Source organism: Hymenobacter glacialis (assembly GCF_001816165.1).
GTDB lineage: Bacteria > Bacteroidota > Bacteroidia > Cytophagales > Hymenobacteraceae > Hymenobacter > Hymenobacter glacialis.
This window is the reverse complement of the sequence record NZ_MDZC01000057.1, coordinates 194504-219405: the sequence shown is the minus strand read 5'-3', so window position 1 is coordinate 219405 and position 24902 is coordinate 194504. Positions and strand designations below refer to the sequence as shown.

Annotated in this window: 22 protein-coding genes; 14 read left to right on the top strand and 8 right to left on the bottom strand. The window is 61.8% G+C overall.

Features of this window, described 5'->3' with window-relative positions:
- Positions 1-22: 22 nt before the first annotated feature.
- A complete protein-coding gene (rsfS, locus tag BEN48_RS08855) occupies positions 23-403 on the bottom strand; it encodes a ribosome silencing factor (protein WP_070734213.1) in 381 nt (126 codons plus the stop codon).
- 22 nt (positions 404-425) lie between these two features.
- Here rsfS and BEN48_RS08850 point away from each other — a divergent pair, with 22 nt between their 5' ends.
- The 8 genes from BEN48_RS08850 (at position 426) to BEN48_RS08820 (ending at position 8796) form a co-directional block, all read left to right on the top strand.
- Positions 426-1229, top strand: a complete 804-nt coding sequence (locus BEN48_RS08850; RefSeq protein WP_083320901.1) for a biotin--[acetyl-CoA-carboxylase] ligase — start codon at positions 426-428, stop codon at positions 1227-1229.
- Positions 1230-1487: 258 nt separating this feature from the next.
- The gene (locus tag BEN48_RS08845; RefSeq protein ID WP_070734212.1) at positions 1488-2135 is read left to right on the top strand and encodes a T9SS type A sorting domain-containing protein; all 648 of its coding nucleotides are present in this window, start codon (positions 1488-1490) and stop codon (positions 2133-2135) included.
- A 273-nt stretch (positions 2136-2408) separates the two neighbouring features.
- Entirely contained in the window at positions 2409-5420 is a 3012-nt protein-coding gene (locus BEN48_RS08840) for a protein O-mannosyl-transferase family (RefSeq protein WP_070734211.1), read from the top strand.
- A gap of 135 nt (positions 5421-5555) precedes the next feature.
- Positions 5556-6185, top strand: a complete 630-nt coding sequence (locus BEN48_RS08835) for a hypothetical protein (RefSeq protein WP_070734210.1) — start codon at positions 5556-5558, stop codon at positions 6183-6185.
- A gap of 64 nt (positions 6186-6249) precedes the next feature.
- Positions 6250-7533 carry a GWxTD domain-containing protein gene (locus BEN48_RS08830; RefSeq protein WP_083320900.1) on the top strand — a complete coding sequence of 428 codons (1284 nt, stop codon included), beginning with the start codon at positions 6250-6252 and terminating at the stop codon, positions 7531-7533.
- The gene (locus BEN48_RS19730) at positions 7479-8003 is read left to right on the top strand and encodes a hypothetical protein (protein WP_241502221.1); all 525 of its coding nucleotides are present in this window, start codon (positions 7479-7481) and stop codon (positions 8001-8003) included. The genes BEN48_RS08830 and BEN48_RS19730 overlap by 55 nt, the downstream gene beginning before the upstream one ends.
- A complete protein-coding gene (gene rlmB / locus BEN48_RS08825; protein ID WP_241502220.1) occupies positions 7949-8542 on the top strand; it encodes a 23S rRNA (guanosine(2251)-2'-O)-methyltransferase RlmB in 594 nt (197 codons plus the stop codon). Before BEN48_RS19730 ends, rlmB begins: the two co-directional genes overlap by 55 nt.
- Positions 8539-8796: a hypothetical protein gene (locus BEN48_RS08820; protein ID WP_070734208.1), complete on the top strand. Its 258-nt coding sequence runs from the start codon at positions 8539-8541 to the stop codon at positions 8794-8796. Before rlmB ends, BEN48_RS08820 begins: the two co-directional genes overlap by 4 nt.
- 137 nt (positions 8797-8933) lie before the next feature.
- Here the strand turns inward: BEN48_RS08820 and BEN48_RS08815 are convergent, their stop codons facing one another.
- The gene (locus BEN48_RS08815; protein ID WP_070734207.1) at positions 8934-10016 is read right to left on the bottom strand and encodes a mannose-1-phosphate guanylyltransferase; all 1083 of its coding nucleotides are present in this window, start codon (positions 10014-10016) and stop codon (positions 8934-8936) included.
- A gap of 84 nt (positions 10017-10100) precedes the next feature.
- Positions 10101-11120, bottom strand: coding sequence for a KpsF/GutQ family sugar-phosphate isomerase (locus BEN48_RS08810; protein ID WP_070734206.1), 1020 nt, complete (start codon positions 11118-11120; stop codon positions 10101-10103).
- A gap of 325 nt (positions 11121-11445) precedes the next feature.
- Between BEN48_RS08810 and recQ the strand changes: the two genes are divergently transcribed.
- Together recQ and BEN48_RS08800 are read left to right on the top strand one after the other, a co-directional pair.
- The gene (gene recQ, locus BEN48_RS08805) at positions 11446-13656 is read left to right on the top strand and encodes a DNA helicase RecQ (RefSeq protein WP_070734205.1); all 2211 of its coding nucleotides are present in this window, start codon (positions 11446-11448) and stop codon (positions 13654-13656) included.
- 111 nt (positions 13657-13767) lie between these two features.
- On the top strand, positions 13768-14160 hold the full coding sequence (locus tag BEN48_RS08800; RefSeq protein ID WP_070734204.1) for a GxxExxY protein: 393 nt from the start codon (positions 13768-13770) through the stop codon (positions 14158-14160).
- Positions 14161-14250: 90 nt separating this feature from the next.
- Here BEN48_RS08800 and BEN48_RS08795 read toward each other — a convergent pair whose 3' ends face one another.
- The 4 genes from BEN48_RS08795 to BEN48_RS20095 all read right to left on the bottom strand — a co-directional run bounded on the left by BEN48_RS08795 (position 14251) and on the right by BEN48_RS20095 (position 17572).
- On the bottom strand, positions 14251-14673 hold the full coding sequence (locus BEN48_RS08795) for a BrxA/BrxB family bacilliredoxin (RefSeq protein WP_070734203.1): 423 nt from the start codon (positions 14671-14673) through the stop codon (positions 14251-14253).
- A 93-nt stretch (positions 14674-14766) separates the two neighbouring features.
- Complete coding sequence (locus BEN48_RS08790; protein WP_083320899.1) at positions 14767-16416, bottom strand: M28 family peptidase; 1650 nt, start codon at positions 16414-16416, stop codon at positions 14767-14769.
- Between the two features lie 161 nt (positions 16417-16577).
- Positions 16578-16922 (bottom strand): hypothetical protein, encoded by a 345-nt coding sequence (locus BEN48_RS20100; RefSeq protein ID WP_317043694.1) that lies wholly within the window; start codon positions 16920-16922, stop codon positions 16578-16580.
- On the bottom strand, positions 16850-17572 hold the full coding sequence (locus tag BEN48_RS20095) for a DUF1028 domain-containing protein (protein WP_317043693.1): 723 nt from the start codon (positions 17570-17572) through the stop codon (positions 16850-16852). Before BEN48_RS20095 ends, BEN48_RS20100 begins: the two co-directional genes overlap by 73 nt.
- Before the next feature lie 118 nt (positions 17573-17690).
- Between BEN48_RS20095 and BEN48_RS08780 the strand changes: the two genes are divergently transcribed.
- The 4 genes from BEN48_RS08780 to BEN48_RS08765 all read left to right on the top strand — a co-directional run bounded on the left by BEN48_RS08780 (position 17691) and on the right by BEN48_RS08765 (position 22129).
- Positions 17691-18674: an ABC transporter ATP-binding protein gene (locus tag BEN48_RS08780; RefSeq protein WP_083320898.1), complete on the top strand. Its 984-nt coding sequence runs from the start codon at positions 17691-17693 to the stop codon at positions 18672-18674.
- Positions 18662-20233, top strand: coding sequence for an ABC transporter permease/substrate-binding protein (locus BEN48_RS08775; protein WP_070734202.1), 1572 nt, complete (start codon positions 18662-18664; stop codon positions 20231-20233). Before BEN48_RS08780 ends, BEN48_RS08775 begins: the two co-directional genes overlap by 13 nt.
- A gap of 76 nt (positions 20234-20309) precedes the next feature.
- Positions 20310-20828 (top strand): GNAT family N-acetyltransferase, encoded by a 519-nt coding sequence (locus BEN48_RS08770; protein ID WP_070734201.1) that lies wholly within the window; start codon positions 20310-20312, stop codon positions 20826-20828.
- Between the two features lie 152 nt (positions 20829-20980).
- Positions 20981-22129: an acyltransferase family protein gene (locus BEN48_RS08765; RefSeq protein ID WP_070734200.1), complete on the top strand. Its 1149-nt coding sequence runs from the start codon at positions 20981-20983 to the stop codon at positions 22127-22129.
- Positions 22130-22223: 94 nt separating this feature from the next.
- Here BEN48_RS08765 and BEN48_RS08760 read toward each other — a convergent pair whose 3' ends face one another.
- Positions 22224-24863 carry a M1 family aminopeptidase gene (locus tag BEN48_RS08760; RefSeq protein ID WP_083320897.1) on the bottom strand — a complete coding sequence of 880 codons (2640 nt, stop codon included), beginning with the start codon at positions 24861-24863 and terminating at the stop codon, positions 22224-22226.
- Positions 24864-24902: the final 39 nt, after the last annotated feature.

Below are 24902 nucleotides of genomic sequence, written 5' to 3'. Positions count from 1 at the left end.
TATTTTAACCGGGCCGGCGTAATTAGGCCGGCTCGGCTTCGATGTAGCTGATATCGGCATCGCCCCACAGTTCTTCGAGGGCGTAGAACTTGCGACGGTCGCGCAGGAACACGTGCACTACCACGTCGACGTAGTCCAGCAGCACCCACTCGCGGTTGGTGCGGCCTTCGGTTTGCCAGGGGCTTTCGCCGGTTACCTTTTCAATTTCTTCTTCTACCGAGCGGGCCACTGCTTCAATCTGCGTATCGGAATTGGCCGAGCAGATGATAAAATAGTCGGCAACGGCGTTTTTGAGCTCCTTCAAATTCAGCACCACGATGTCGGACGCCTTCTTGTCCTGCATCCCGCGGATGACCAAATCTGCCAATGTGTCTGAATCCTGACGGACCAACGTGCTTTTCATATTGAGGTATTAGGTTTAAGCTTTGCAGCCGAAAGTCTACGAAGTTAACGAAACGCGAAAGAAGGAAGTGGTTGTTACCCCCCAAACCTTGTTCACGGGCCAGCAATTGCTGTGGTTGCCGGTGTGCGCCTCCACCAACACGGAGGCCCAGGCCCTCATAGTCCAAAACCGGGCCAGCGACGGCTGCACCGTAATTACGGACTTTCAGACCGCCGGCCGGGGCCAGCGCGGCAACCAGTGGGAAGCCGCTCCCGCCGAAAATCTCATGCTTTCGGTGGTGTGGCAGCCTAGGTTTCTGGCCGCCGCCCAGCAGTTTTTACTGAGCCAGGCGGTGGCTCTGGGCCTGCACGACTGGGCTGGTGCGCTACTCGGCCCTAGCCCCAAACTCAAGCTGAAATGGCCCAATGACTTGTACTACGGCGACCAAAAGCTGGGCGGTGTGCTCATTGAAAACAGCCTGAGCGGCACAAAAATTCAACACAGTATCATTGGTATCGGTTTGAATATCAACCAACAGCAGTTTGCACTGCCCGCGGCTACCTCCTTCAGCCAGCTCACGGGGCGCTCCTATGCCCGCGAGGTGCTGGCGGCGCGCCTACTGGAGTGCCTGGAGCGGCGCTACCTGCAGCTACGAGCCGGGCAGGTGGGGCAGCTGCGGCAGGCGTACCTGCAGGCGCTATACCGCTACCAGGAGACGCATTTATTTTCGGTGGAGGGCCGGCCGGTAAGTGGCCAGATTGTCGGGGTAGAAGAAGACGGCCGCCTGGCCGTGGCGGTCGGAAACGAGCTGCGGCGCTTCGGCATGCAGGAAATCCGGCACCTATAGCAACCTTTTCGGCCTTTTTGGCATCAAGGTTCTGAGCATTTAAATTTTTAAATAAATTAATTGCGCAGGCATCCGGCGGGCTTCTTACCGGGTTATTTATTCATCGGCCAAGCAACTTTTGGCTCCTTTGGTGGTCTATCAATCCGTGGGGCGGCGTCTTGCGTTAGTTCTACGTTGGGGGCACGATTCCGGCACGGTGCTTGTCTTTGTCCTATTCGGGCTCATGCCCCTTTTGGCTCACCTTTTTCTGCTTTCGATATGAAACTCTTTACTCAGTTTGTTGCCTTCTTCGCCCTGCTGGCTTTGCCGCTGGTGCCGTCGGTAGCGGCCAACATCACCATTCTGGTGGGCGACAACTACTACCGCGGGCCGGGCAACGCCACGGGCACGGCCGACCTGCGCACCATCAGCGTGGGCGACGTGGTGACCTGGAGCTACGTGGGCCAGTCCAGTCACCCCACGGTATCGGACATTGGCGCCTGGCCCACTTTCGCGATGGACAACGCCAACAAGACGCGCTCCATCACCTTCAACACCCCCGGCGTGTTTCCGTACCACTGCCAGGCCCACGGGGCGCCCGGCTTCGGGCAGTACGGCGTGCTCACGGTGGTGGCCACCCCTTCGGCCGCGCTCGATGCGCGCACGGCGGGCATCTCCCTGAACGTGTACCCCAACCCCACCCGCGGCCAGGTAACGGTGCAGCTGAACCAGAAACCCGGCACCGACTACAAGCTGCGCGTGAGCAACATTATTGGACAGGAGTTGCGCACCATTGCCCTCAAGCCGGAGCTCACCGCCGCCGGCCTGCCCGTGGACCTGAGCAACCTGCGCGCCGGCGTGTACTTCTACAGCCTGCTGATAGACGGCAAAGTAGCCTCCACCAAGCGGCTGGTTCTGCAGAACTGACCTTAATTTCCCGGAAATAGAAAAATGAAAAGCAGCTTATGGCTGCTTTTCGTGTTTTTGGCCTGTTCGGCAGCCGCACTGGGGGCCTGTTCCGGTTTGCCAACGGGGTGGCGCGGACCAGAGCGCTGATTAGCCCTTAACTATGAAGGCCGAACATCGTGCCACTGCAACGTTGCAATGCCTACTTTTGACCTTTAGCTACTTTCCCAACTTTCGTTTCCCGACCCTCTGCCTGTTGCGTTGGCCGTTGGGGCCTGCGCTCTTACTGATTCTATGCGTTCCTTCAAAAGCCTGAATAACCTCGTTGGCTGGCTCGTTTTCGCCATTGCTGCCGCCACGTACTTCCTCACCCTGGAGCCCACGGCTTCGTTTTGGGACTGCGGCGAGTTCATAGCCTGCTCCTACAAGCTGCTGGTGCCGCATCCCCCCGGCGCGCCCACCTTCCTGCTGCTGGGCCGCATGATGTCGCTGCTCGCCTTTGGCGACGTGACCAAGGTGGCGGTGCTCATCAACGCTCTGTCGGGCCTGAGCAGCGCCTTCACGGTGTTGTTTCTGTTCTGGATTATCACCCGCATGGCCCGCAAACTGGTGCTGCGCGGCGACGCGGCCACCAACAACCTGGCCGCTGAATCGGTGGAGCCCAGCGGCTCGCAGACCCTGCTCATTCTGAGCGCGGGCGTGGTGGGCGCACTGGCCTTTGCCTTCTCCGACTCGTTCTGGTTCAATGCCGTGGAGGGCGAGGTGTACGCTATGTCGGCCCTGTGCACGGCGGCCGTGGTCTGGATAATGCTGAAGTGGGAAGCCCACGCCAGCGAGGCCGACTCCGACAAGTGGCTCATCCTCATTGCCTACGTTATCGGCCTGAGCATCGGCGTGCACTTGCTGAACCTGCTCACGCTACCGGCCCTGGGCTTTATCTACTACTACCGCCGCACGGCCAACCCTACCACCAAAGGCGGCATTATCGTACTAGTGGTGAGCATGGTGATTGTGGCGTCCATCATGGTGGGCATCATTCCGGGCTTGCCCACGCTGGCGGGCGCGTTTGAAGTATTCTTCGTCAACACCATTGGCCTGCCCTTCAACTCGGGCCTGATACTCTTTCTGGTGCTGTTTGCGGGCCTGATTTATTTTGGCTTCCGGCAGTCGTTCAAGCACCGCAGCCAGCTGCTGAACACGGCCATGCTGTGCTTCGTGTTTATCCTGATTGGCTATTCGAGCTACCTCATCGTGCCGATTCGCAGCTCGTTTAAGCCCACCATCAACGAAAACGACCCCGAGGACGTCCTCTCGTTTGTGAGCTACCTCAAGCGCGAGCAGTACGGCTCGCGGCCCCTGCTCTACGGCCCGCACCTGTTTTCGCAGCCCGACCACTACGAGGAAGGCTCTCCCCGCTACGCCCGCGACCTGAAAACCGGCACCTACAAGGAAATTCTGCCCCGCCAGCAGGAAGCTGGCTACCCCGACGGCGACAAGATGCTGCTGCCGCGCATCTACAACTACGAGCCCGACCAAGTGGCCAACTACAAGAAGTGGGTGGACATTCAGGACGGCGTGAAGCCCAGCATGGGCCAGAACCTGGGCTTCATGTTCCGCTACCAGATGGGCCACATGTTCTGGCGCTACTTTATGTGGAACTACGTGGGGCGCGAGTCCGACATACAGCAGGCGGGCGTGGTCACGCCCTTCAGCCCCGGCGCGGCCAACCTGCCGCCGCGCATTGGCGAGAGCCCGGCGCACAACAACTTTCTGGCCCTGCCGCTTATTCTGGGCCTCATCGGCCTGTATTTCCAGAGCCGCCGCAACAGCAAAGACGCCTGGGTGACCGGCCTGCTGTTCCTGATGACCGGCCTGGCCATTGTGTTCTACCTCAACCAGCCGCCGCGCGAGCCGCGCGAGCGCGACTACACCTTCACGGGGGCCACGTTTGCCTTTGCCATCTGGATAGGCCTGGGCGTGCTGGGCGTGGCCGAGCTACTGCGCAAAGTGGTGAAGGCCGACGGCCTGCGGGCCGGCCTGGCCCTGGCGGCGGGCCTGCTCGTGCCCGGCATTATGGTGGCCCAGGGCTGGGACGACCACAACCGCTCCGACCGCTACAACTCGGTGGACTCGGCCAAGAACCTGCTCAACAGCTGCGCGCCAAACGCCATTCTGTTCACCAACGGCGACAACGACACCTTCCCGCTGTGGTACGCCCAGGAGGTGGAGGGCATCCGCACGGACGTGCGCGTGGCCGTGCTCAGCTACCTGAACACCGACTGGTACATTGCCCAGATGAAGCGCCGCTCTTACAAGTCGGCGCCGTTCCCCATCAGCATGGGCGAAGACCGGTACGCCCAGGGCACCAACGACATGCTGCCCTTTGCGGCCAACCCGTCGGTGCAGAGCGTGAACCTTAAGGAGTTTATTCAGCTGGTATCCAACAACAACCCGCTGCTGCAGGTGCAGTACCAGGAAGGCGGCCCGGGCATGATGTCGTTCCCCACGCCGAACTTCTACCTGCCCATCGACACGGCGGCGGTGAAGAAGCTGGGCATCATCCCCAAGGGCCGCGAGAAGCAGCTGGTGTCGCGCATGGAGTGGAGCATGGGCAAGCGCGCCATTGAGAAGAAAAACCTGGTGATTCTCGACATGATTGCCACCAACAACTGGGAGCGCCCCATTTACTTCAGCTCCACGGTGAACCCCGGCGACTACATGAACCTGCAGCCCTACTTCCAGCTCGAAGGCATGGCCTACCGCCTGCTGCCGCTGAAGGACCCGAATTACGACCCGCGCAGCGGCGACGAAGGCTATGTGGAAAAGGACATCACCTACCAGCACCTGCTGAAGGATTTCCAGTACCGCGGCCTGCAGGACCCCACCATTTTCTACGACGAAAATCACCTGCGCTTCCCCGCCAACTACCGCGACAAGTTTGCCCGCCTGGCCAACGCCTATCTGGCCGAAGGCAACGTGGCCAAGGCCCGGGAAGTGGCCGTGAAAGCGCTAGAGCTGATGCCGGACAACACCATTCCCTACGACTACTACTCGCCCCAGCTGGTACCGGCCCTGGTAGCCGGCGGCGAAAAGAAGCGCGCCGACGAAATCCTCGACACCATGACGCGCCGCTCGGAACAGATGCTGGCCTACTACTCCACCAAGCCCGACGCCAGCCTGTTTGAAGACGACCAGCGCGGCTACCTCCTGGGCCTGCAAAGCGTATACCAGGCAGCGGAGCGCAGCGGCGATGCCGCCCGCAGCACCAAGGCCCGCGGGCTGATGGAGCAGTTTTACCCCCGCTAGTAGGCGGATAACGTGAGAAACCTACAAGGCCGTTCGCAGTGTGCGAACCGGCCTTTTTAGCTGGCTCTGACTTCAGCCAAGCAATAACAACGACTTTTTGCGTTGGCAAAATCATTCTAAAGTCACTTTGCTGCTATGCTCCAATTGCTCACCACGAGTTTGCTATTTGCGTCAAAAACCTTTTTTCCACCCGATACCCTTGCTCTTGCTGACTTACGACGGGCCGTGTATGTTGGTGTGCACAGTGCCGAGTACGGCGGGGGTGGGCATTACGTGGGGCTGGCGTATGAGCGGCAACTGACTGCCCGCTTCAGTGCCCGGCTGGGCATCGGAGGTGTGCATCGCAACACTTCCCATTACACCGTGATACTAGACCCTGCCACGGGCCAGTACCAACAAACGGTAGAAAGCGTGGGGCGCTACAACAGCGCCTTGCTCATTTCGCAGCTGCGGTACATAGTGCGGCCGGGACGCCAAGCTGGGGCGGGCTTGTTTGTGGGAGCAGGCCTGCAACTGGTAGCGGAGGAGTTTAGTGAAGACCGCAACAGCCCATACGGCTACGTTAGCAACATTCAAGTGCACGTGCCTCTGTCTACCCGCGTGGGCTATCAACTGCGAAAAAAGCGGTGGCTGCTCAGTGGCAGCACTGGGCTCGATTTCACACGTCGTCGGCAGGTCCCGCTCAATTTTCAACGGCCCAACAAGGGAGGTCAAGATGTGCACGTTACCACCGGTTCCGATTTGCAGCTTGGTTTTTTATTTTAACTTCCAGCTACTCGGCAGGCTATGACGTAGCTACGTTTGCGCACTTACCAATCCCCGTAGCGCCATGAAACGAATAATTGGGTACTGCGTCATTGGCTGTTTGGCACTAACAGCGGCGGTGCCAACATCTCAGCCCGCCCCCCCGGCCCCGCGCCTCGACTACGCGGGCCTCTACCGCGACGGCCCGCGCCTGGAAGTGGACACGCGCCGCGAGGGCGACAGCCTGCGCTTCTACCTGCGGCTGCCCGCGCCTGCCCGGCTGGGTCCCGGCCACGCCCTGCAGCTCACGGCGTGGCCCAGCTACGAAGCCAAGGTGCCGCTGTGGCAGGACAGCATCCCGCGCCGCCAGCAGCACCCGCGCCCCGAAGCGGACGCCACCCGGCTTAGCTTCTGCGTGGCGGCGGCGCGCCTGCCGCGCGGGTCCGTGCTGGAGCTGCGCACCAGCCCCGCCGATGCCAAAGAGGACTACCAGGAGCTCACCACCACGGCCTGGCTGCGCCTGACCGATGCCATCCTGACGCGCCCGTTTGTGCTCATCGATTCCCTCGGCCGGCCTTTGCTGCGCCGCTACGTGCAGGCCGGCGAAGCTTTTGGGGTGGACCGCTACGGCCTTTACCAGCCCGTGCGCTGGAAACGCTACGCTGTGAACCCCGTGGCGGCCCTGCCGCCCATGAGCCGCCCCAACGCCACGTCCGGTGGGCCGGCGGTGCTGCCCGTGCTGGACTCTGCCACTACCCGCCCGGGCGAGCCGTTGCGCCTGGATGAACCCGGCTTGTACAGCCTGCGCGTGGGCGGGGCGGGCGTGGGCGGGGCGGGCCCGCTGGCGGTAATGGTGGCGGAAAATGAGTACCCAGCCCTGACCACCGCCGCCGAGCTGATTGAGCCGCTGCGCTACCTCACCACCAGCGAGGAGCGCCAGCGCCTCACCAACGCGGCCGACCCCAAGCGCGCCGTGGATAAATTCTGGCTCGACATTGCCCAGGGCAACCAAACCTTGGGCAAAGAGTTGATACGCCGCTACTACGGCCGCGTGACGGCTGCCAACCGCCTGTTTGCGGCCCACAAGGCCGGTTGGCTCACCGACCGGGGCCTGCTGTACGTGGTGCTGGGGCCGCCGCCCAGCGTGCGGCGCCTGTTTAACGGCGAGGAACGGTGGTTTTATTCCGAAGGCGGCGTGAACGGCGGGCCCATCACCTACACCTTCCGGCCCCGGCCTAGTACCTTTGCGCCTGATTACTACGAATTGGTGCGCCGGCCCGAGTACGAATTGCTCTGGTATGCCGCCGTTGAAAAATGGAGAACCCCACCGACCGCCCTGACCGGCCCGAACGTCCCGCGCGCCCGGTAGCCGGCCGCCGCTTCTACGACGGCGACAACCGCCCCGTCACCCCCAAGCAGTTCCGCCCCGAGCGCGGCAGCGAGTTTGACGACCGCCCCGCCCGCCCCAAAGGCCGCGGCGGCAGCGACAACCGCGACGAAGCCGCTGGCGACCGCACCGGCCGCTCGGACCGCGGCGAAAGCCGCCCCCCCTACCGCGAGCGCAGCAATGAAGGCGGCGAGCGCGGCGGCAACGACCGCCCCCGCTACGAAAACCGCCCGGCCCAGGCCGCCAGCATCGACATGCTGTTTGGCCTGCGCCCCATTCAGGAAGCGCTGAACGCGGGCCGTACGCTGGAGAAAATCTTCCTGCTGCGCGGCACCAAGAACAGCCTCGTGACGGATATTTCGGCGCCGCCCGGGCAGCGGGAATCCAGGTGCAGCTGGTGCCCAGCGAAAAGCTCGACAACCTCACCCGCAAAAACCACCAGGGCGCAGTAGCTTTCGTGTCGCCCATCGACTACGCGCCGCTCGATACCATTGTGACCGGCCTGTTTGAAGAGGGCAAAGTGCCGTTTCTGCTGCTGCTGGACCGTATTACCGACGTGCGCAACTTCGGCGCCATTGCTCGCACGGCGGAGTGTCTGGGCGTGCAAGCCATTGTGGTGCCCAGCCGCGGCGCCGCCCAAATCAACGGCGACGCCCTGAAAACGTCGGCTGGCGCCCTGAACATTCTGCCCGTGTGCCGTGAGAATAACCTGCACGAAACCATCCGCTTTCTGCAGCAGTCCGGCGTGACCGTGGTGGCCTGTACCGAGAAAGCCGACGAGGCCGTGGGCGCCGCCGAAATAGATTTTACCGGCCCAGTAGCCGTGCTCATGGGCTCGGAAGAAGACGGCATTTCGCCCGACCTGCTGAACTTGGCCGACGTGAAGCTCAAGGTGCCCATGAGCGGCCAGATTCAGAGCCTGAACGTGAGCGTAGCGGCCGGCATCATGCTGTTTGAGGTGGCCCGCCAGCGGGTTTTTTCGGGCAAATGAGAAAGCTGAGCTGGCTGCTGGCAGGCCTTTTCCTCTTGAGTCTTTATGGTTGGTTCGACAACCGAATCAGCTACAAATACGAAGCTGAGTTTGCCGAAAAGAAGTTGCTTGCAACCGGAGGCTCCCAGGTGGAGCTTGCCAATGTCCGGGTACGCGGCCAGCAGCTTGACCAGCAATTACTCTTCCTTAAATCCGCTTCAATCGGCTTAATTATAGCTATTTCGCTCAGCGTTTACAAAACCCCGAAGGCATAGGCATCGCCAAAATGCCCACAAAAAAAGCCTGCTGAACAGCAGGCTTTTTTTATTATTGAATCGTCAGGCTTCCCTCTCGTTTGGAGAGGGCCTGGGGCCGTGCCCGGCAGAGGTGAGGTTCCCCAGCCGCACCGTCCTTAATTATACCCCGCACCCTTCTTCGCCTTCACATCGGCCACAAACTCCTTCACGCGCTGCTCCTCGCTGCGCTTGCAGATGAGCAGCACGTTGTCGTACTCAGCCACGATGTAGTCTTCCAGGCCCTGCACTACCACGAGGCGCTCGGGAGGTGTTTTGATGACGCAGCCGCTGGTGTCGTAGAGTAGCACGTCGCCGCTCACCACGTTGTCGTTCTCGTCGCGCTGGCCGATGCGGTGCAGGGAGTCCCAGGTACCCACGTCGCTCCAGCCGAAGTCGGCGGGCAGTACGTACACATTGTCAGCCTTTTCCATCACCCCATAGTCAATGCTGATGTTGCGGCAGCGCGAGTACGCCTGGCTGATAAACGCTTCTTCCTGCGGCGTACCCAACATGGCAGCGCCTTCTTCGAATACCTCGGCAATGTCGCTCAGGTAGTGATGGAAGGCGGCAATGATAACCTCGACGCGCCACACAAACAGGCCGGAATTCCAGAGAAAGTCTCCGCTCTCGACGAACATCCGAGCTAGTTCCAGATTCGGCTTTTCGGTGAAGGTTTTTACCTTGTGCAGCTGCCCGCCGGGCAAGGACTGGTCGTCCATGTACTGAATGTAGCCGTAGCCAGTGTCGGGCCGTGAGGGCTGAATGCCGAGCGTAATGAGCACGTCGCTAGCCTGAGCGGCGTCCACGGCAACGCCAATGAGGCGGCGGAACTCGTCTTCGCGCATCACGGCGTGGTCGGCTGGAGTCACGATAATAGTGGCCTGGGGGTCGCGCTGGGCAATGCGGTAGCTGGCGTAGGCAATGCACGGGGCCGTGTTCCGGCCAATGGGCTCGCCCAGAATCTGGTCCAGCGGTAGCTCGGGCAGGTGCTCATGCACCAAGTCGGTATAGTCGCGGTTTGTGACCACAAACACGTTTTCGGGCGGGCAAACGCCGGCAAACCGGTCCACGGTAAGCTGAAGCATAGACCGCCCTACCCCCAGTACATCATGAAACTGCTTGGGGTGATGGGTGCGGCTGAAGGGCCAGAACCGGCTGCCAATACCGCCGGCCATTACAATGAGGTAAGTAGAATTCATAGCGGTAAAGGTAAGCGCTGGCTCAAATCGCAGGCGAAAGCGGTGGGCCGCCGGCTGCCCGGAGGTTGCGCTGCAACATATGCCCTACACCAGCCCTTCTCTCAGCAAGTCGTGCAGATGGATGAAGCCGGCAAACCGGCCTTCTTCCGTCACCACCAGCTGGGTGATGTTGCGCTGCTGCATCCGCGCCAGGGCTTCGGCGGCAAAGTCTTCCACGTCGATGGTGGCGGGGTGGGGCGTGAGGATGTCACGGGCCCGGAGCGTTTCCAAATCAGAGAAGCTGCCGAGCATGCGGCGTAGGTCGCCGTCGGTGATGATGCCGGCGAGCTGGCCGGCGGCGTCGAGCACGGCCGTGGCCCCCAGGCGCTTGCCGGATATTTCCAGCAGCACCTCCTTAAGCGGGGAATCGGCCAGTACCTGGGGGCGCTGGTTCTGGCGGCTCAGGTCGCCTACTTTCAGGTAAAGGCGCTTGCCAAGGGTGCCGCCGGGGTGCAGGCGGGCAAAGTCGGCGGCCGAGAACTGGCGGCTTTCAAGCAGGCACACGGCCAGGGCATCGCCCAGGGCCAGGGCCGCGGTGGTGCTGGTGGTGGGGGCCAGGTTGTTGGGGCAGGCCTCCTTCGTTACGGGGGCGTGCAGAATGTAGGTGGCCTGCTGGCCGAGGTAGGAGTCGGCGTTGCTCACCAGCGCGGCCAGCGGCACACCCTTGCGGCGCAGCAGCGGCACCAGCACCTTGATTTCGGGCGTATCGCCGCTCTTGCTGATGGCTACTACGAAATCCTCGGGCTGAATCATGCCCAAGTCGCCGTGAATGGCGTCGGCGGCGTGCATGAACAGGGCCGGCGTGCCGGTGCTGTTGAGCGTGGCCACTATTTTGCCGGCAATGTGGGCGCTTTTGCCAATACCCGTGACCACCACGCGGCCCTTGAGCTGCAGAATAGCCTGCACGCAGCGCACAAAGTCGGGTGTGGCGGCGAGGGCATCGGCCACGTCGTGCAGGGCGGCGGCTTCGGCGTGCAGCACCTGGCGGGCAATGGCGAGCACATCGGCAGAAGCCGGGACCAGGCCAGCAAGAGAGGAGTCGGCAAATTGAGCGGAAGCGGGCATGGACGAAGCAGAAAATGGAGCTACAAAATTGCGGAAAAGAACCTAAGCCCCACTCCCAGCGCGCACGCTGCCTCCCAACATCGGTACAAAGCAGACCAAGCGCGACGGCCAGTCTCAGAATCGTCTAGTACTGGCACGCCCCCGCAATGGGGCCATTCAGCTAGCTTTTACTTTCCCTTGGGCGGAATTCCGGCGATTTTACGCGACTAAATTATTTTCCACAATTCACGAAAAACAACATTTTTTTATGTCGAAAAACTAGGCCTGTGCTTATCTTCGTTAAGAACCGGGCCATCTGCCCGCCAGCCACCTGAGCTTACGTCTTATGCCATCTGCTGCCCTAGCCCTCCAAGAAGCCCCAACCTTCGTTGCCGATTTAAAACACACACTAAAGGAGGTTTTCGGCTTCGGCCAGTTTCGGGGGACGCAGGAAGCTGTCATTCAGAACATACTGGTTGGAAACAACACGTTCGTCATCATGCCTACGGGCGCGGGCAAGAGCCTGTGCTACCAGCTGCCGGCGCTGGTGCTGCCGGGCACGGCCATTGTCATTTCGCCCCTCATCGCCCTGATGAAAAACCAGGTAGACCAGCTGGGAGCGTTTGGGGTGAACGCGCAGGTGTATAATTCGACGCTGACCAAGACGGAAATGAACCGGGTGAAGAGGGACGTTATCAGCGGCGACGTGCGGCTGCTGTACGTGGCGCCCGAGAGCCTGACCAAGGATGACACCATTGAGTTTCTACTGAAATCAACCATCAGCTTCGTAGCCATCGACGAGGCCCACTGCATTTCGGAGTGGGGCCACGACTTCCGGCCCGAGTACCGTAAGATTCGCGGCATTATCGATAACCTGGGCGGCAACGTACCCATCATTGCCCTCACGGCCACGGCCACGCCCAAAGTGCAGCTGGACATCCAGAAGAACCTGCAGATGGACGACGCCAGCGTCTTCAAAACCAGCTTCAACCGCACCAACCTCTACTACGAGGTACGCGCCAAGCACAACACCAAAAAGCAGCTCATTCAATACGTGAAGCTGCACAAGGGCAAGGCCGGCATTATTTACTGCCTCAGCCGCAAGAAAGTGGAGGAAATAGCCGAGCTGCTGCGCGTGAACGACGTGCGCGCCCGCCCCTACCACGCCGGCCTGGACCAGCAGGTGCGCATCGACAACCAGGACGCTTTCCTCAATGAGGAGTGCGACGTGATTGTGGCCACCATTGCTTTCGGCATGGGCATCGATAAGCCCGACGTGCGCTTCGTGATTCACTTCGACGCGCCCAAATCCATTGAGGGCTACTACCAGGAAACCGGCCGCGGCGGCCGCGATGGCCTGGAAGGCAACTGCCTGATGTTCTACAGCTACGACGACATTCTGAAGCTGGAAAAATTCAGCAAAGACAAGCCGGTGACGGAGCGCGACAACGCCCACCAGCTGCTGGCCGAGATGACGAACTACGCCGAGTCGTCGGTGTGCCGGCGGCGCCAGCTGCTGCACTACTTCGGCGAAACACTGAACACGGATTGTGGTTTCTGCGACAACTGCCGCCACCCCAAGGAGCGGTTTGAGGGCGAAGCCGCCGTGGGCCTGGCCCTGCGCGCCGTGGTGCAAACCGAAGCCCGCTTCAACCTCACGCACATCGGTCAGGTGCTGCTGGGCCTGAGCAACCCCCACATCGAGAGCTACGCCCACAATGCCCTGCCGGTGTACGGCCAGGGCAAGGTACTGGGCGACGCGCAGTTCTGGCACTCGGTACTGCGCCAGTGCCTGCTGAATGGCTTTCTGGAGAAGGACATCGACAGCCTGGGCTTGGTGCGCATCACCGACAAGGGCATCGATTTTATTGAAGACCCGCGCTCCATCACCCTCACCAAGGACCACAACTTCGACGAGGAGCAGAAGGCCGACGAGGAAAAGGAGGAAGTACAGCACGCCGCCGGGCACGACGAAGCCCTGTTCACGCAGCTCAAAGAGCTGCGCAAGCAGGTAGCCAAGCAGAAAAACCTGCCTCCCTACGTCCTCTTCCAGGACCCCAGCCTGAAGGAGATGGCCACCACCTACCCCACCACGCTGCACGACCTCACGCACGTGTCGGGCGTGGGCCAGGGCAAGGCCCAGAAGTTTGGCGCGCCGTTCGTGGCCGCCATCAAGAAATACGTGGAAGACAACGACATTGAAACCGCCGAAGACGTGGTGGTAAAGTCGGCGGTGAACCGCTCAAAAATCAAAATCTACATCATCCAGCAAATCGACAAAAAGATGATGCTGGAGGACATTGCCTCGTCCAAAGGCATCGGCATGGGCGAGCTGATGGAGGAAATTGAGCACATCTGCTATTCAGGCACCCGCCTCAACATTAGCTACTACCTCAACGAAATGGTGGAGGAAGACCGCCAAGAGGAAATTTACGACTACTTCATGTCGGCCAGCACCGACAACATTGCGGTGGCCATGAAGGAGTTGGGCGACGAATTCAGCGAGGAGGAGTTGCGGCTGGTGCGCATCAAATTCATTAGTGAAGTAGCCAACTAGACCACGGATTAGCGCGGGTTTTAGCGGATTTCACGGATTTTGTGGACGGCTCCTGTACTGGGGGCCGTCCTTTTTTTGGTGAATTTGCGCTCTGGTTTTATAATTTGTGCTATGTTACTTGATTCCCGCTTCAACGACGTCACCAAGACAATAATTGGTTGTGCCATGAGTGTGCACCGCGAATTGGGTAGTGGGTTTCTGGAGTTGATATACCAGCGCGGGCTGGCGGTTGAGCTGCGTGAGGCCGGACTGGATTTTCAGGGAGAGGTACACCTTCCGGTTTTTTACAAGAACACCAGCATTGGTGCCCGTAGGGCAGACTTCCTGGTGGAGGGTCAGGTGTTGGTTGAGTTAAAAGCAGTTGCCGAGTTAGCCGATGCTCACTTCGCGCAAGTCGTCAATTACCTGAAAGCATATCGGTTGGAAGTGGCCTTACTCGTCAATTTCGGCGAAGCCAGCCTCCGCCACCGGCGCTTTCTGCATAATCCAATTCGCCCAGTCTAAAGAAGTATCACAAAAAAAGAGGACGGCCCCCAGTACAGGAGCCGTCCACAAAATCCGTGAAATCCGCTAAAATCCGCGCTAATCCGTGGTCTAGCAATATTCGTCGAATGCGCCTTGCAGGTTGTTCACGATGCGCATGGCGTCGGAGCCTTCAATGTGGTAGCGCTCAATCATGTGCACCAGCTCGCCGTCTTTGAATAGGGCGATGCAGGGGGACGAGGGAGGGTACGGCAGCAGGTGCTCGCGCATCTTGGCCACGGCTTCGGTTTCCATGCCGGCAAACACGGTCACGAGCTTGCCGGGCTTTTTGTCGGCGCTGGCCAGGGCCATCTTCAGGGCCGGACGGGCCTTGGCGGCGGCGCAGCCGCACACCGAGTTCACGGCCACCAGCACGGTGCCTTCGTTCGAAGCCAGCGCGGAATCCACGGCTTCGGGGGTCATCAATTGCTCAAAACCAACCTCGGTGAGGTCCTGGCGGATGGGCGCCACCATGTATTCGGGATAAACTGCCATTGTCTTATAGTTAAAAAGCGGCGGAGCCGCGTGCAGTACAAAAGTACGAATGGCTAAAGCATTAGCCGGCTGGGAAAGTTTCGGGGCGGGTGATTAGCGGCGGCCGTAGCGCTGCCCAAAGAAGTCGCCCTTGTTCCAGGTGGGCCGCACCGGGTTCTGCGCCACCTGGTAGCCAATCAGAAAGCAGAGCTGCACGTACTTCTTGCCGGCTTCAAAGTCGAAAACACCGTTGATATCGTCCTGCGGCTTGTGGTAGGTCACGGCGCGCCACTTCTGCACGGTCTCGTTGTGGTTGTTTTTGCCGTCGGCGGTTTTGTTGCCGTATTTGATGTGCAGGGCGGGGATGCCGGCCGTCACGAAGCTGTACTGGTCGCTGCGGATAAAGCGGTTCTGCTCCGGCTCGGGGTCCTGCTCCAGGGTGATGCCCATGTAAGCGGCGGCCTTGGCCACGGGTTGCAGCAGGCTAGAATGCTGCCCGCCCAGCGCCACCACCGACAGCAGCGGTGCGATAATAGTGGGCATGTCCATGTTCACGTCGGCCACAATGCTGGCCTGGGGCACCGTGGGGCTGGCGGCGAACGCAGCCGAGCCCAGCAGGCCCAACTCCTCGCCGGTCATCAGCACAAAGAGCATGCTGCGCTTGGGCTTTTCTTTCAGCTTGGAGTAGATTTTGGCGATTTCGAGCACGCAGGCCACGCCCGAGGCATTGTCGTGCGCGCCGTTGTTGATGGAGTCGCCCTGCACCGGGGCGGTGATGCCCAGGTGGTCGAGGTGGGCCGAATGCACCACGTACTCATCGCGCAGCTTGGCATCAGCACCCGTGAATTTGCCTACTACATTGTAGCTCTCAATGTCTTGATACGTGGATTTAGCGCTGGCACTCACGGCGGTTTTCAGCGGAGCCGAAGCGGGCTTGCCGCTCTTTATGGAGGAAAAAACCTGCGCCGTGTCCAGCCCGGCGCTTTGCATGAGGCGCTGGAGGGTAGCGGCGTTCACGGCCGCGTAGAGCTGCTGGCGGCTGCCCACGGCAAAGGTGCGCGAGGCGGCCACCTTGCCGTTGGGCCCGAGCACGCTGTAGGTGCCGCGCTTCAGGTCGGGCAGGGTGCCGGCACGGGTTGAAGCCACCACCAGCCCCACGGCGCCGTGCCGGGCCGCCGCCTGCAAAATGCCCGACAAATCCTGACTAGCCGCGGCTACCGTAGAAGCAAACGTGCCGGGTGCCCCACGCACTACTACCACCACTTTGCCCTTCACATCGAGGCCGGCGTAGTCGTCGTAGCCCAGCTCGGGCGCGCTGATGCCGAAGCCGGCAAAGGCTAGCGGCGCATTCTGCACGCTGGTGGCGGGCAGCTCCGGGCCAGGGTACACAACGTAGTCCTGGCCGGCGGTGAGGGGCATAGCACCTTGCGCGCCCGTAATTGCAAACGTGGCGCCAGGCTGGAGAAAGGCCTTGCGCAAGCGTACCTTCTGCAGGTATGTACCCGCATCGCCGGCAGGCTGCACACCCAGGTTTTTCAGCTGCTTGGTCACGTAGTCCACGGCCATTTGGTAGCCGGGCGTACCGGCCTGGCGGCCCTGCAGCTTGTCATCGGCCAGGTAGGCAATGTGGGCTTTAATGGCTGTGGGCTGCACCTGAGCCAGCGCCGCAACCACGGGCTTGGGCACGGTGAGCGGGGCCTGCGCGTGGGCCAGGCTGGCCATAAGTAAGCTGGCGAGTGCCGTTTTCAGAAAGAGCGTTTTCATATTCAAACAACGAGTTGTGCACGTTAAACAAACGGACGTTTCCCGCAGAGGTCGCAGAGGTGAAACCGCAGAGGGTCGCAGATTTTTAGCGGCCATCTCTGCGTGCCTCTGCGGTTTCACCTCTGCGACCTCTGCGGGAAAGACGGTTATGCGTAAGGTCTCTATTTCAGCGCCAGAATCTGCTTTAGCTCGGCGGCGGTCACGGTAAGCAAGCCTACTTTAGGCAGGCGCTCGGTAAGGACGCGCCAGTTGGGCTCCTGCTTGAAAATGGGGCGCAGCAGGGCCAACGCGGCGGGCACCTGCTGCTTATTGGCCAGCGTGATGGCGTGCCAATACTTCATTTCCAGGTTTTTGGGAAACATCTTTTCGGCGGCTTCATACTCGCGGATGGCGGCGGGCATGTCGTTTTTCTCCACGGCCAGGTCGCCGGCGTTCATGTGCTCGTAGGCGCGGTGCAGGCTGAGCAGGCGGCGCAGCTCGGGGAGTGGGGCGGCGCTGTCGTCCACGCGCAGGTCCACGAGGCGGTCGGCCCAGGGCCTTCGGTGGCGGTGCCACGCACCACCAGCAACGCGGCCGATTGCCGGCCGCGGATGTCGCCGCCCACGGCTTCGGCCGCGTCGAGGGCGGCCAGCACCCGCTCGGCCAGGGGCAGCTTAGCGCTTTGTTCGTAAGCTTTGGCCATGGCGGGCCACACGGTGGCATTCAGCATCATGTTGGCCTGCACTGAGAACTGGGCGCCCTGCTGGTGACCGGCCATGTCCACGCACTTTTTGCCGGTGTGGGTGGCCACGCGGCCCTGGTTGTCGAGAATGGCAACCTGGCGCACGTCGCGGCCTTCGTCGTTGGACAGCAACTCATCCAGCGCCTGCTGGGCCGATTTGCCGCTTTTCAGCAAGGCCAGCCCGCGCAGGCCGAAGGATTTGTTGGTGAAGGACTGCGTGGCCACCACGCCCACTCCGGCTTCGCCCCAGCTCACGGAAGTGCCCACCGAAAACCAGTGGCTCTGCACGGCCACGGCCATTTCGCCGGTTGCCGGGTCGCGCGCCACAATGCTGAAGGTGTGGGCAAAAGGGTCGGTGCTGGAGTACATCTGCGCCGTAGCGGGCAGGCGCAACAAGAGAAGCAGCAGGAACGAGAGCAGGTATCTGTAAACCATGTGAAAGCGGGTGAGATGGGAATGATGCTACCAAGTTACGCGGCGAAAAACCACGGGCAATCCCAGGCCGCTAAACCCAAATCAATCCGCCGGGTTTACCTTGCCTTCCTCCTGCCCCATGCCAACCAATCAGCCGCCCGTTGTTCGCGTTTCTCGCCTTAGCAAGCACTTTGGGGCGCATGCCGTGGTGCAGGACGTCTCGTTTGAGCTGGCGGCTGGCGAAACCCTGGTGCTGCTCGGGCCCAGCGGCTGCGGCAAAACCACGCTGCTCAAAATGCTCAACCGGCTGATTGAGCCCGATGCCGGCACAGTAGAAATCAACGGCCAGGACGTTCTGGCGCAACGGCCCGAACTCCTGCGGCGCGGCATTGGCTACGTTATTCAGCAGGTGGGGCTGCTGCCGCACTACACCGTGGCCGAAAACATAGCAGTGGTACCGCGCCTGCTGGGTCACGCGCCGGCCGCCATTGCCGACCGCACCGCCGCGCTGCTCACCCGCCTGCACCTGCCGCCCGCCCGCTTCGCCGGGCAGCTGCCGCACCAGCTTTCGGGTGGGCAGCAGCAGCGCGTGGGCCTGGCCCGCGCCCTGGCCGCCGACCCACCCATTGTCCTGCTCGATGAGCCCTTCGGCGCCCTCGACCCGCTGACCCGCGCCAGCATCCGGCGCGAGTTCCGGGAGCTGGAAGAGCTGCGCAGCAAAACGATGGTGCTGGTAACCCACGACGTGACCGAAGCCTTCGAGCTGGCCGACCGGATTCTGCTGCTCGACGCCGGCCGGATGCAGCAATTAGGCACGCCCCGCGAGCTGCTGTTCCGGCCGGCCAACGACTTCGTGCGCCGCTTCTTCGCCGCCGAGCGGCTGGCGCTGCAGCTGCGCACCCTTACGCTGGAGGACGTTTTTGGCGAAACTCCACGCTGGAATACCGCCGGTGCCAACTGCCGCACCCCGGACAATTTCAATACTCAAACCACCGTAAACGAAGCGTTGGAAGCACTGACCAGCACCGATACCGCGCCGTCGGCACTTCCCTTCACGGTGGCGGAGCTCATGGCGGCGTTTGGGCAGGCCCTGCAACGAGAGGAGGACGCATGGAAACGCTAAGCGCGCTGCTCACCTTCTGGCGCGAGCAGGCCGGCAAGCTCGGCGAGCAAACGCTGCAGCACATTGGCCTGACGGCGGTTTCGCTGCTGCTGGCGGTGCTGCTGGGCGTGCCCGTGGGGCTGTGGCTGTCGCGCCGGCCGCGCTGGGCCCCGGCGGTGCTGGGCCTGGCTGGCGTGCTCCAAACGGTGCCCAGCATCGCGCTGCTCGGCTTCCTGATTCCGCTGCTTGGCATTGGCCCGAAGCCCGCCATTTTCGCACTGTTCCTCTATTCGCTGCTGCCCATTATTCGCAACACGCTGGCCGGTATTCAGGGGGTGGCGCCAGCTGTGGTAGAAGCGGCGCGCGGCCTGGGCCTCACCGACGGCCAGGTGCTGCACCGCGTGGAATTGCCGCTGGCGCTGCCGGTACTCATGGCCGGCATTCGCACGGCCACGGTCATCAACGTGGGCGTGGCCACGCTGGCCGCCTACGTGGCGGCGGGCGGGCTGGGCGAGTTCATCTTTGGAGGCATTGCCCTGAATAATCCGGCCATGATTCTGGCCGGTGCTCTACCTGCTGCCGGGCTGGCGCTGCTCTTCGATGCCGCGCTGGGCGCCGTGCAGCGGCTGAGTGCCCGGCGCCTGGGCCGGGTGGGCGTGGGCCTGCTGGTGGCGCTGCCGCTACTGGGCGCGCTCTACCTGCTGCCGCGCGCCAGCGGCAAGCTGCTGGCGGGCTTCAGTCCCGAGTTTGTGGGCCGGGCCGATGGCCTGCCCAGCCTCACCAAAACCTACGGCCTCACGCGCCTGCCCAGCGTGGTACTGGCCCCCGCGCTGGTGTACGAAGCCGCCCGCAACGCCAACGTCGACGTCATCGACGGCTACTCCACCGACGGCCGCATTCGGGCCTACAACCTGCGCGTGCTGCGCGACGACCGCCACGTGTTTCCGCCCTACTACGCCGTGCCCGTGGTGCGGCCGGCGCTGCTGCGCGAGCACCCGGAGCTGGCGTCCGTGCTGGCTCTGCTCGACGGCCAGATTTCAGACTCGGTGATGACCAACCTGAACTACCGCGCCGACTACCTGCACCAGTCGCCCCAGGCCATTGCCGAAGGCTTTTTGCGACGGCGCGGGCTATGGCGGGCACCCCGGCCGGCCGGGACAAGTGCGCCCGTGGTGCGCCTGGGCTCCAAGATTTTCGCCGAGCAGTACATCCTGGCCGAAATGTACGCCGCCCTTATTCGTGGCAACACCATGCTCGCGGTGCAAACCAAAACCGGCCTCGGCGGCACCACCATCTGCTTCGAGGCCCTGCGCGACGGCGCCATTGATATGTACCCCGAGTATACCGGCACCGGCCTGCTGGTGCTGCTGCAGCCCACGCCCGCCGTGGTTGATTCCCTGGGCGGCCGGCCCGATGCCGTGCTCCACTACGTGCGCCGCGAATTCCGGCGTCGCTACCGGCTGGAGTGGCTGGCTCCGCTGGGCTTCAACAACACCTATGCGCTGCTCATGCGGCAGCGGCAGGCGCAGCAACTGGGGATAGAGAGCGTATCGGACCTGGGGAAGTACCTGCGGGATTAAGTAATTTTGCACAGAGTTCACAGAGTTAAAGGAGTTTTCTCTGTGAACCTCTGTGAACTCTGTGCGAATACTTGCTATGAACTTCCGCCTCACCACCGCCACCCCTGCCGACGCGCCCCGCCTCACCGCCCTGGTGAACAGCGCCTACCGCGGCGACGCCTCCCGCCAGGGCTGGACCACCGAAGCCCACCTCCTCGACGGCCAGCGCATCGACGAGGCCGGAATGCGGGAGATGCTGGCCGTGCCCGCCGCCGCCATGCTTCTGTGCCTTGGCGAAAACGACGAGCTGCGCGGTAGCTTTTACGCCCACCCCAACGGCAACAAAATATACTTGGGCATGCTGGCCGTGGCGCCCACCGGCCAGGGCCAGGGCGTGGGCAAATTCCTGATTCGAGCTGCCGAAGAATACGGCCGACAGCACGGCTGCACCACGAGCAAGATGACCGTTATTTCGGTGCGGCCCGAACTCCTTGCCTACTACGAGCGGCTGGGCTACCGCCAGACCGGCGAAACCGAACCCTTCCCCACCGACCCGCGCTACGGCATCCCGCGGCAGCCGCTGACGCTGCTGGTATTGGAGAAGCCGCTGAACTGAGCCATCCCAGTGCCTGGAATGGGGAGAATGACGGCCACGCCTTGCTATTGCTTTGCAGTGCGTCCGACGTGCTTTTACCGCCTGCTAACGCTGGCCTGGGGTATAATTCGGTTTTAAGCATCCCTGACGACCTCTACCTTTACGGGTAATTCATGAATGCACCCAAACCTTATTACCCGGCTCTGACCGGGCTGCGGGCCGTAGCGGCGTATCTGGTATTCTTTTGTCATAATGCGCCCGACCGCATCGACTGGCGGTGGCTGCCCATGCAATCGTGGTTGTCGCGGTTTATGGAGGAATGGGGCGTGGGTGTATCCATCTTTTTCGTTCTAAGCGGCTTCCTTATTGCCACGCGCTACCAAGTGCAGGCCACCCCCACCCGTGCCTGGTGGGGAACCTACTTGCGCAACCGCTTTGCGCGCATTTACCCCCTCTATGCGTTGCTCACGCTACTCGCCTTTGGTGTGGCTGCATGGCATACGCCCTGGGCCAGCGCTGCTCCGGGCACCGGCCAGAAGATGGCCCTGCAACTGGTGCTAAACCTGACGCTGCTGCGCGGTTTTTTTGAACAGCACATTTTCAGCGGGGTGATGCAAGGCTGGTCCCTTACTGCGGAGGAATGCTTTTACCTGGCGGCACCTATGCTGCTAATCGGCGCGCGTGCCAACGCCTGGCGCTTGCTGCTGTACGCGGCTGGCCTGTTGGGCACCGGATTTCTGCTTGTCGGGGTGGGCCAATTGGTGAAAAATGTGCCCGTACTGGGCTCGGGTGGATTTATCTCCTCTGTTCCCTTCATGCTCGGCTACACATTTTTTGGGCGGTGCGCTGAATTTCTCGCGGGCATGGGCTTGGCCTTATACGTGACCCGCCGGCCACCGCCAGCTGCTTCCTGCTCCCAACCTGGCCCCTTCACACTGCTGGGAGTGGGCTGGATAATTGTGGGCACCGCCTTAACAGCAACACTTCGGAGCACGCTGCCTTTTAGCGAGATGACAAAGTATCACTTCTGCCTTCCTATTTACAATTTCGTGCTGCCGGTGGGCATCGTGCTGCTGCTATATGGCCTGGTTTACGAGCGCAGCTGGCTACGTAGTGTGCTCGAAACGCGACTTTTCGACCTGCTGGGCCGGAGTTCTTACGCGTTCTACCTGCTGCATCTGGGATTTATCAGCAGCTGCATCAGCGTATTCATGATTGGTCATCCCCCCATCAAACTAGTGGAGTTAATCATTGTCTCCATCATCGTTTACTGGTGGATAGAAGAACCCCTCCGAAAACGCATTGCACAGCGTAGCCGGTGAGGCACACCAGCAAGCAATAATTCCAAAACCACGCTTGGCAGGTGCCCTGATAGGACGCTTCGCTAAGCATGACAGGACTTATTCGAACATGCCCTTACTGCACCAGCTTCTCGGCGCGAAATAAGTCGTCGGCCGCCTGCAATAGTTTGGCCCGCAGCTTGGGATTGTAGTCGGGGTGGGCCTGCAGGAAGGTGCGCACGACGCTGGCGGCGCTGGCGGTCTGGTAGCCGCCCAGCGAGGCTTGCAGCCAGGAATAGGGAAAGAAAATATCCCCAGTCAGCTGGATTTCTTCCAGCAGCTCCAGGCTCTGGGGCAGGTATTTTTCGGAGGTAGCGTGGCGCAGCGGGTGGTGCAGGTAGCCCAGCGCGGAGGTCACCCAGGCTTCTTTGTCGCGGTTTTTGTCATCGGCCAGCGAGGCGAAAAAGGCGTCGCGGGTGGCCACGTCGGGGGCCAGGGCGGGCATTAAGAACTGCAGGCGCTGGCGGCGGTCCACGTTTTTGATGCGGGCGAGCTGCCGGGGCAAAATGGGCTGCGACGCAGCGCCCTGTCCGGCAGGAAAGTCGCGCACGGCCAGCGCCAGGGCCAGGGCGGTGTAGTCGTCTTCGGTCAGCTTTACGCCGGTGGGGGCTTCTTCTGTTTGCCAGATTTGGTAGAGGCGGGCTTGCGCCGGCGGGGTAAGGGCAATGGACTGGTAGGTTTTGAAGAGCAGCTTCCGGGAGTTGGCCGATGGATTTTTCTGCAGGGCGGCCCACAGGTCTTTCTCCAGCGCGGGCGCTACGGCCACGCGTTGCGCCGGGCTGAGGAATTGCCAGAAAATGTTGCTGGCCTGGCCGGTCAGCAGCTTCAGGTTCAGCTCTTCGGGCTCGCGGGTGAGGGCCTGGCGGTATACCGAGAGCAGCTCCTGCGGCTTAATGATTTGGCCGTTGAGCATGTTCTCGTAGAGGTTGACGTAGGCCGCGGCACGGGCCACCGGGTTCTTCAAACCCGCGAGCTGCGTGGGGAGCTGCCCGGCCACCGGAAACACGCCGTAGCCCAGGCCGGTGAAGTTGAAGAGCACGAAGCTGGGCGCCGGCTGGCCCACGGCCAGGGGCAGCGCCACGGTTTGCTGGTCCATGTTCACGGTCAGCTCTTTGGTGCGGCCGCCGGGGTATACCAGCAGCACTTCGAACAGCTGGGGCCAGAGGCGGTCGGAACCGTCTTCGGCGCGCTGGGCAAGGCTGAGCCGGGTGATTTTGCCGGCCGCCGTTTGGAGGTCGTAGCTGAAAACCGGGCGGCCGGGCTGGTTCACCCACACCTGGTTCCAGGCCTGCAGGTCGGCGGGGGTGCGGGCATCCAGAATGTCAATGAGGTTGGGCCAAGTGGCGTTGCCGCCGGCGTACTTGCGCAGGTATTCCTGCAGGCCCTGCTGGAAGGCCGGCGGTCCCATCAACCGCTCCAGCTGCCGCATCATAATGGGCGCCTTGTGGTAGATGATGTTGCCGTAGAGCGAGCCGGCGTCCTGCAGGTTGGCCAGCGGCTGGCGAATGGGATTGGCCCCGGTGGTGCGGTCGATGCCGTAGGCCGCGGGGTAGTGGTCGATGACGAATTTGAGGTCGTAGTTCGAGTTTTTAACGGCCACCTGCGTCACTTTATCGGCCATGAAATTGGCGAACACCTCCTTCATCCACACGTCGTTGAACCACTGCATGGTCACGAGGTCGCCGAACCACATGTGAGCCGTTTCGTGGGCCACCAGGCTGGAGCGGGCCAGGATTTGGTCCTGTGTGGCGCCCTCGTCCAGAAACAGCGTCGAGGCCTTGTAGTCGATGGCCCCTACGTGCTCCATACCGCCGTACTGAAAGTCAGGAATCGACACGAAATCAAACTTCTGAAACGGGTAGGGCAGGCCGGTGTATTGCTCCATAAACTGCAGCGCATCGGCGTGCAGCTGGAAGATGGGCCCCAGGCTCAGCCGCAGCTTGGTGGAGTCCGTTTCGCGGTGCAGCAAGGTCATGGTGCGACCGTTCAGCTGCCGTGTGAGGCGCGTGAACTTGCCGGCCGCGAACGAAAACAGGTAAGTGCTGATGCTGTCGGAAGTAGCGAAGGCAAACCGCGTGGTACCGCCGCTGCTTACCGAGTCGCGCAGCGGGGCATTAGCTATGGCCTGCCAGCCCTGGGGCACGGTGAGGGCCAGCGTGAACGTGGCTTTCAAATCGGGCTGATCGAAGACGGGCACTACGGTACGGGCGCGGTCGGGCACCAGCAGGGTGTAGAGGTAGTCGGCGTTGCGATTGAGCGACTGCTGGCCGGCGGCGAGGCGAATTTCGGCTACGTTGCGGCCGGGCCGCAGGGCAGCGGCGGGCAGCACGAGGTGCTCGTTGCGGTGGTCGATGGCCACGGGCTGGCCGTTCACGGTAAGGCCCTGCAGGTTGGCGGTGGGTGCCTTGAAGTCAAGCTGCACCGCTTGCTGGTGGTCACGCAGGGTGAAAGCCACCTGCTCCACTACGGCAATGGGTTCTGCTTTCGAGGCCGGAATGGTCAGGTTGAGGTCGTAGGCAATGCGGCTGATGTTCTTTTTGCGGGCCACAGCCAGGTCCTCGGAAACGCCGGTGGTGACGGGGAGCACGGCAGCCTCCGAAACGGCGGCGGCGGGTGGCGCGGTAGCGCGCGACAGGGGCTGGCGCTGGCAGGCAGTGGCCAGCACGGCCAGCAGAAACGCGCCGGCCCTGCCATATTTACGGAAGCTAAAATTCATCAAGAGCGAGTGAGGGCTGAGAACTCCAAATGTAACCGC

What these genes read in the sequence shown, in the direction of transcription:
- rsfS (WP_070734213.1), bottom strand. Translation starts at nt 403, where the DNA reads ATGAAAAGCACGTTGGTCCGTCAGGATTCAGACACATTGGCAGATTTG.
- BEN48_RS08845 (WP_070734212.1), top strand. Translation starts at nt 1,488, where the DNA reads ATGAAACTCTTTACTCAGTTTGTTGCCTTCTTCGCCCTGCTGGCTTTG.
- BEN48_RS08840 (WP_070734211.1), top strand. Translation starts at nt 2,409, where the DNA reads ATGCGTTCCTTCAAAAGCCTGAATAACCTCGTTGGCTGGCTCGTTTTC.
- BEN48_RS08835 (WP_070734210.1), top strand. Translation starts at nt 5,556, where the DNA reads ATGCTCCAATTGCTCACCACGAGTTTGCTATTTGCGTCAAAAACCTTT.
- BEN48_RS08830 (WP_083320900.1), top strand. Translation starts at nt 6,250, where the DNA reads ATGAAACGAATAATTGGGTACTGCGTCATTGGCTGTTTGGCACTAACA.
- BEN48_RS19730 (WP_241502221.1), top strand. Translation starts at nt 7,479, where the DNA reads ATGGAGAACCCCACCGACCGCCCTGACCGGCCCGAACGTCCCGCGCGC.
- BEN48_RS08820 (WP_070734208.1), top strand. Translation starts at nt 8,539, where the DNA reads ATGAGAAAGCTGAGCTGGCTGCTGGCAGGCCTTTTCCTCTTGAGTCTT.
- BEN48_RS08815 (WP_070734207.1), bottom strand. Translation starts at nt 10,016, where the DNA reads ATGAATTCTACTTACCTCATTGTAATGGCCGGCGGTATTGGCAGCCGG.
- BEN48_RS08810 (WP_070734206.1), bottom strand. Translation starts at nt 11,120, where the DNA reads ATGCCCGCTTCCGCTCAATTTGCCGACTCCTCTCTTGCTGGCCTGGTC.
- recQ (WP_070734205.1), top strand. Translation starts at nt 11,446, where the DNA reads ATGCCATCTGCTGCCCTAGCCCTCCAAGAAGCCCCAACCTTCGTTGCC.
- BEN48_RS08800 (WP_070734204.1), top strand. Translation starts at nt 13,768, where the DNA reads ATGTTACTTGATTCCCGCTTCAACGACGTCACCAAGACAATAATTGGT.
- BEN48_RS08795 (WP_070734203.1), bottom strand. Translation starts at nt 14,673, where the DNA reads ATGGCAGTTTATCCCGAATACATGGTGGCGCCCATCCGCCAGGACCTC.
- BEN48_RS08790 (WP_083320899.1), bottom strand. Translation starts at nt 16,416, where the DNA reads ATGAAAACGCTCTTTCTGAAAACGGCACTCGCCAGCTTACTTATGGCC.
- BEN48_RS20095 (WP_317043693.1), bottom strand. Translation starts at nt 17,572, where the DNA reads ATGGTTTACAGATACCTGCTCTCGTTCCTGCTGCTTCTCTTGTTGCGC.
- BEN48_RS08780 (WP_083320898.1), top strand. Translation starts at nt 17,691, where the DNA reads ATGCCAACCAATCAGCCGCCCGTTGTTCGCGTTTCTCGCCTTAGCAAG.
- BEN48_RS08775 (WP_070734202.1), top strand. Translation starts at nt 18,662, where the DNA reads ATGGAAACGCTAAGCGCGCTGCTCACCTTCTGGCGCGAGCAGGCCGGC.
- BEN48_RS08770 (WP_070734201.1), top strand. Translation starts at nt 20,310, where the DNA reads ATGAACTTCCGCCTCACCACCGCCACCCCTGCCGACGCGCCCCGCCTC.
- BEN48_RS08765 (WP_070734200.1), top strand. Translation starts at nt 20,981, where the DNA reads ATGAATGCACCCAAACCTTATTACCCGGCTCTGACCGGGCTGCGGGCC.
- BEN48_RS08760 (WP_083320897.1), bottom strand. Translation starts at nt 24,863, where the DNA reads ATGAATTTTAGCTTCCGTAAATATGGCAGGGCCGGCGCGTTTCTGCTG.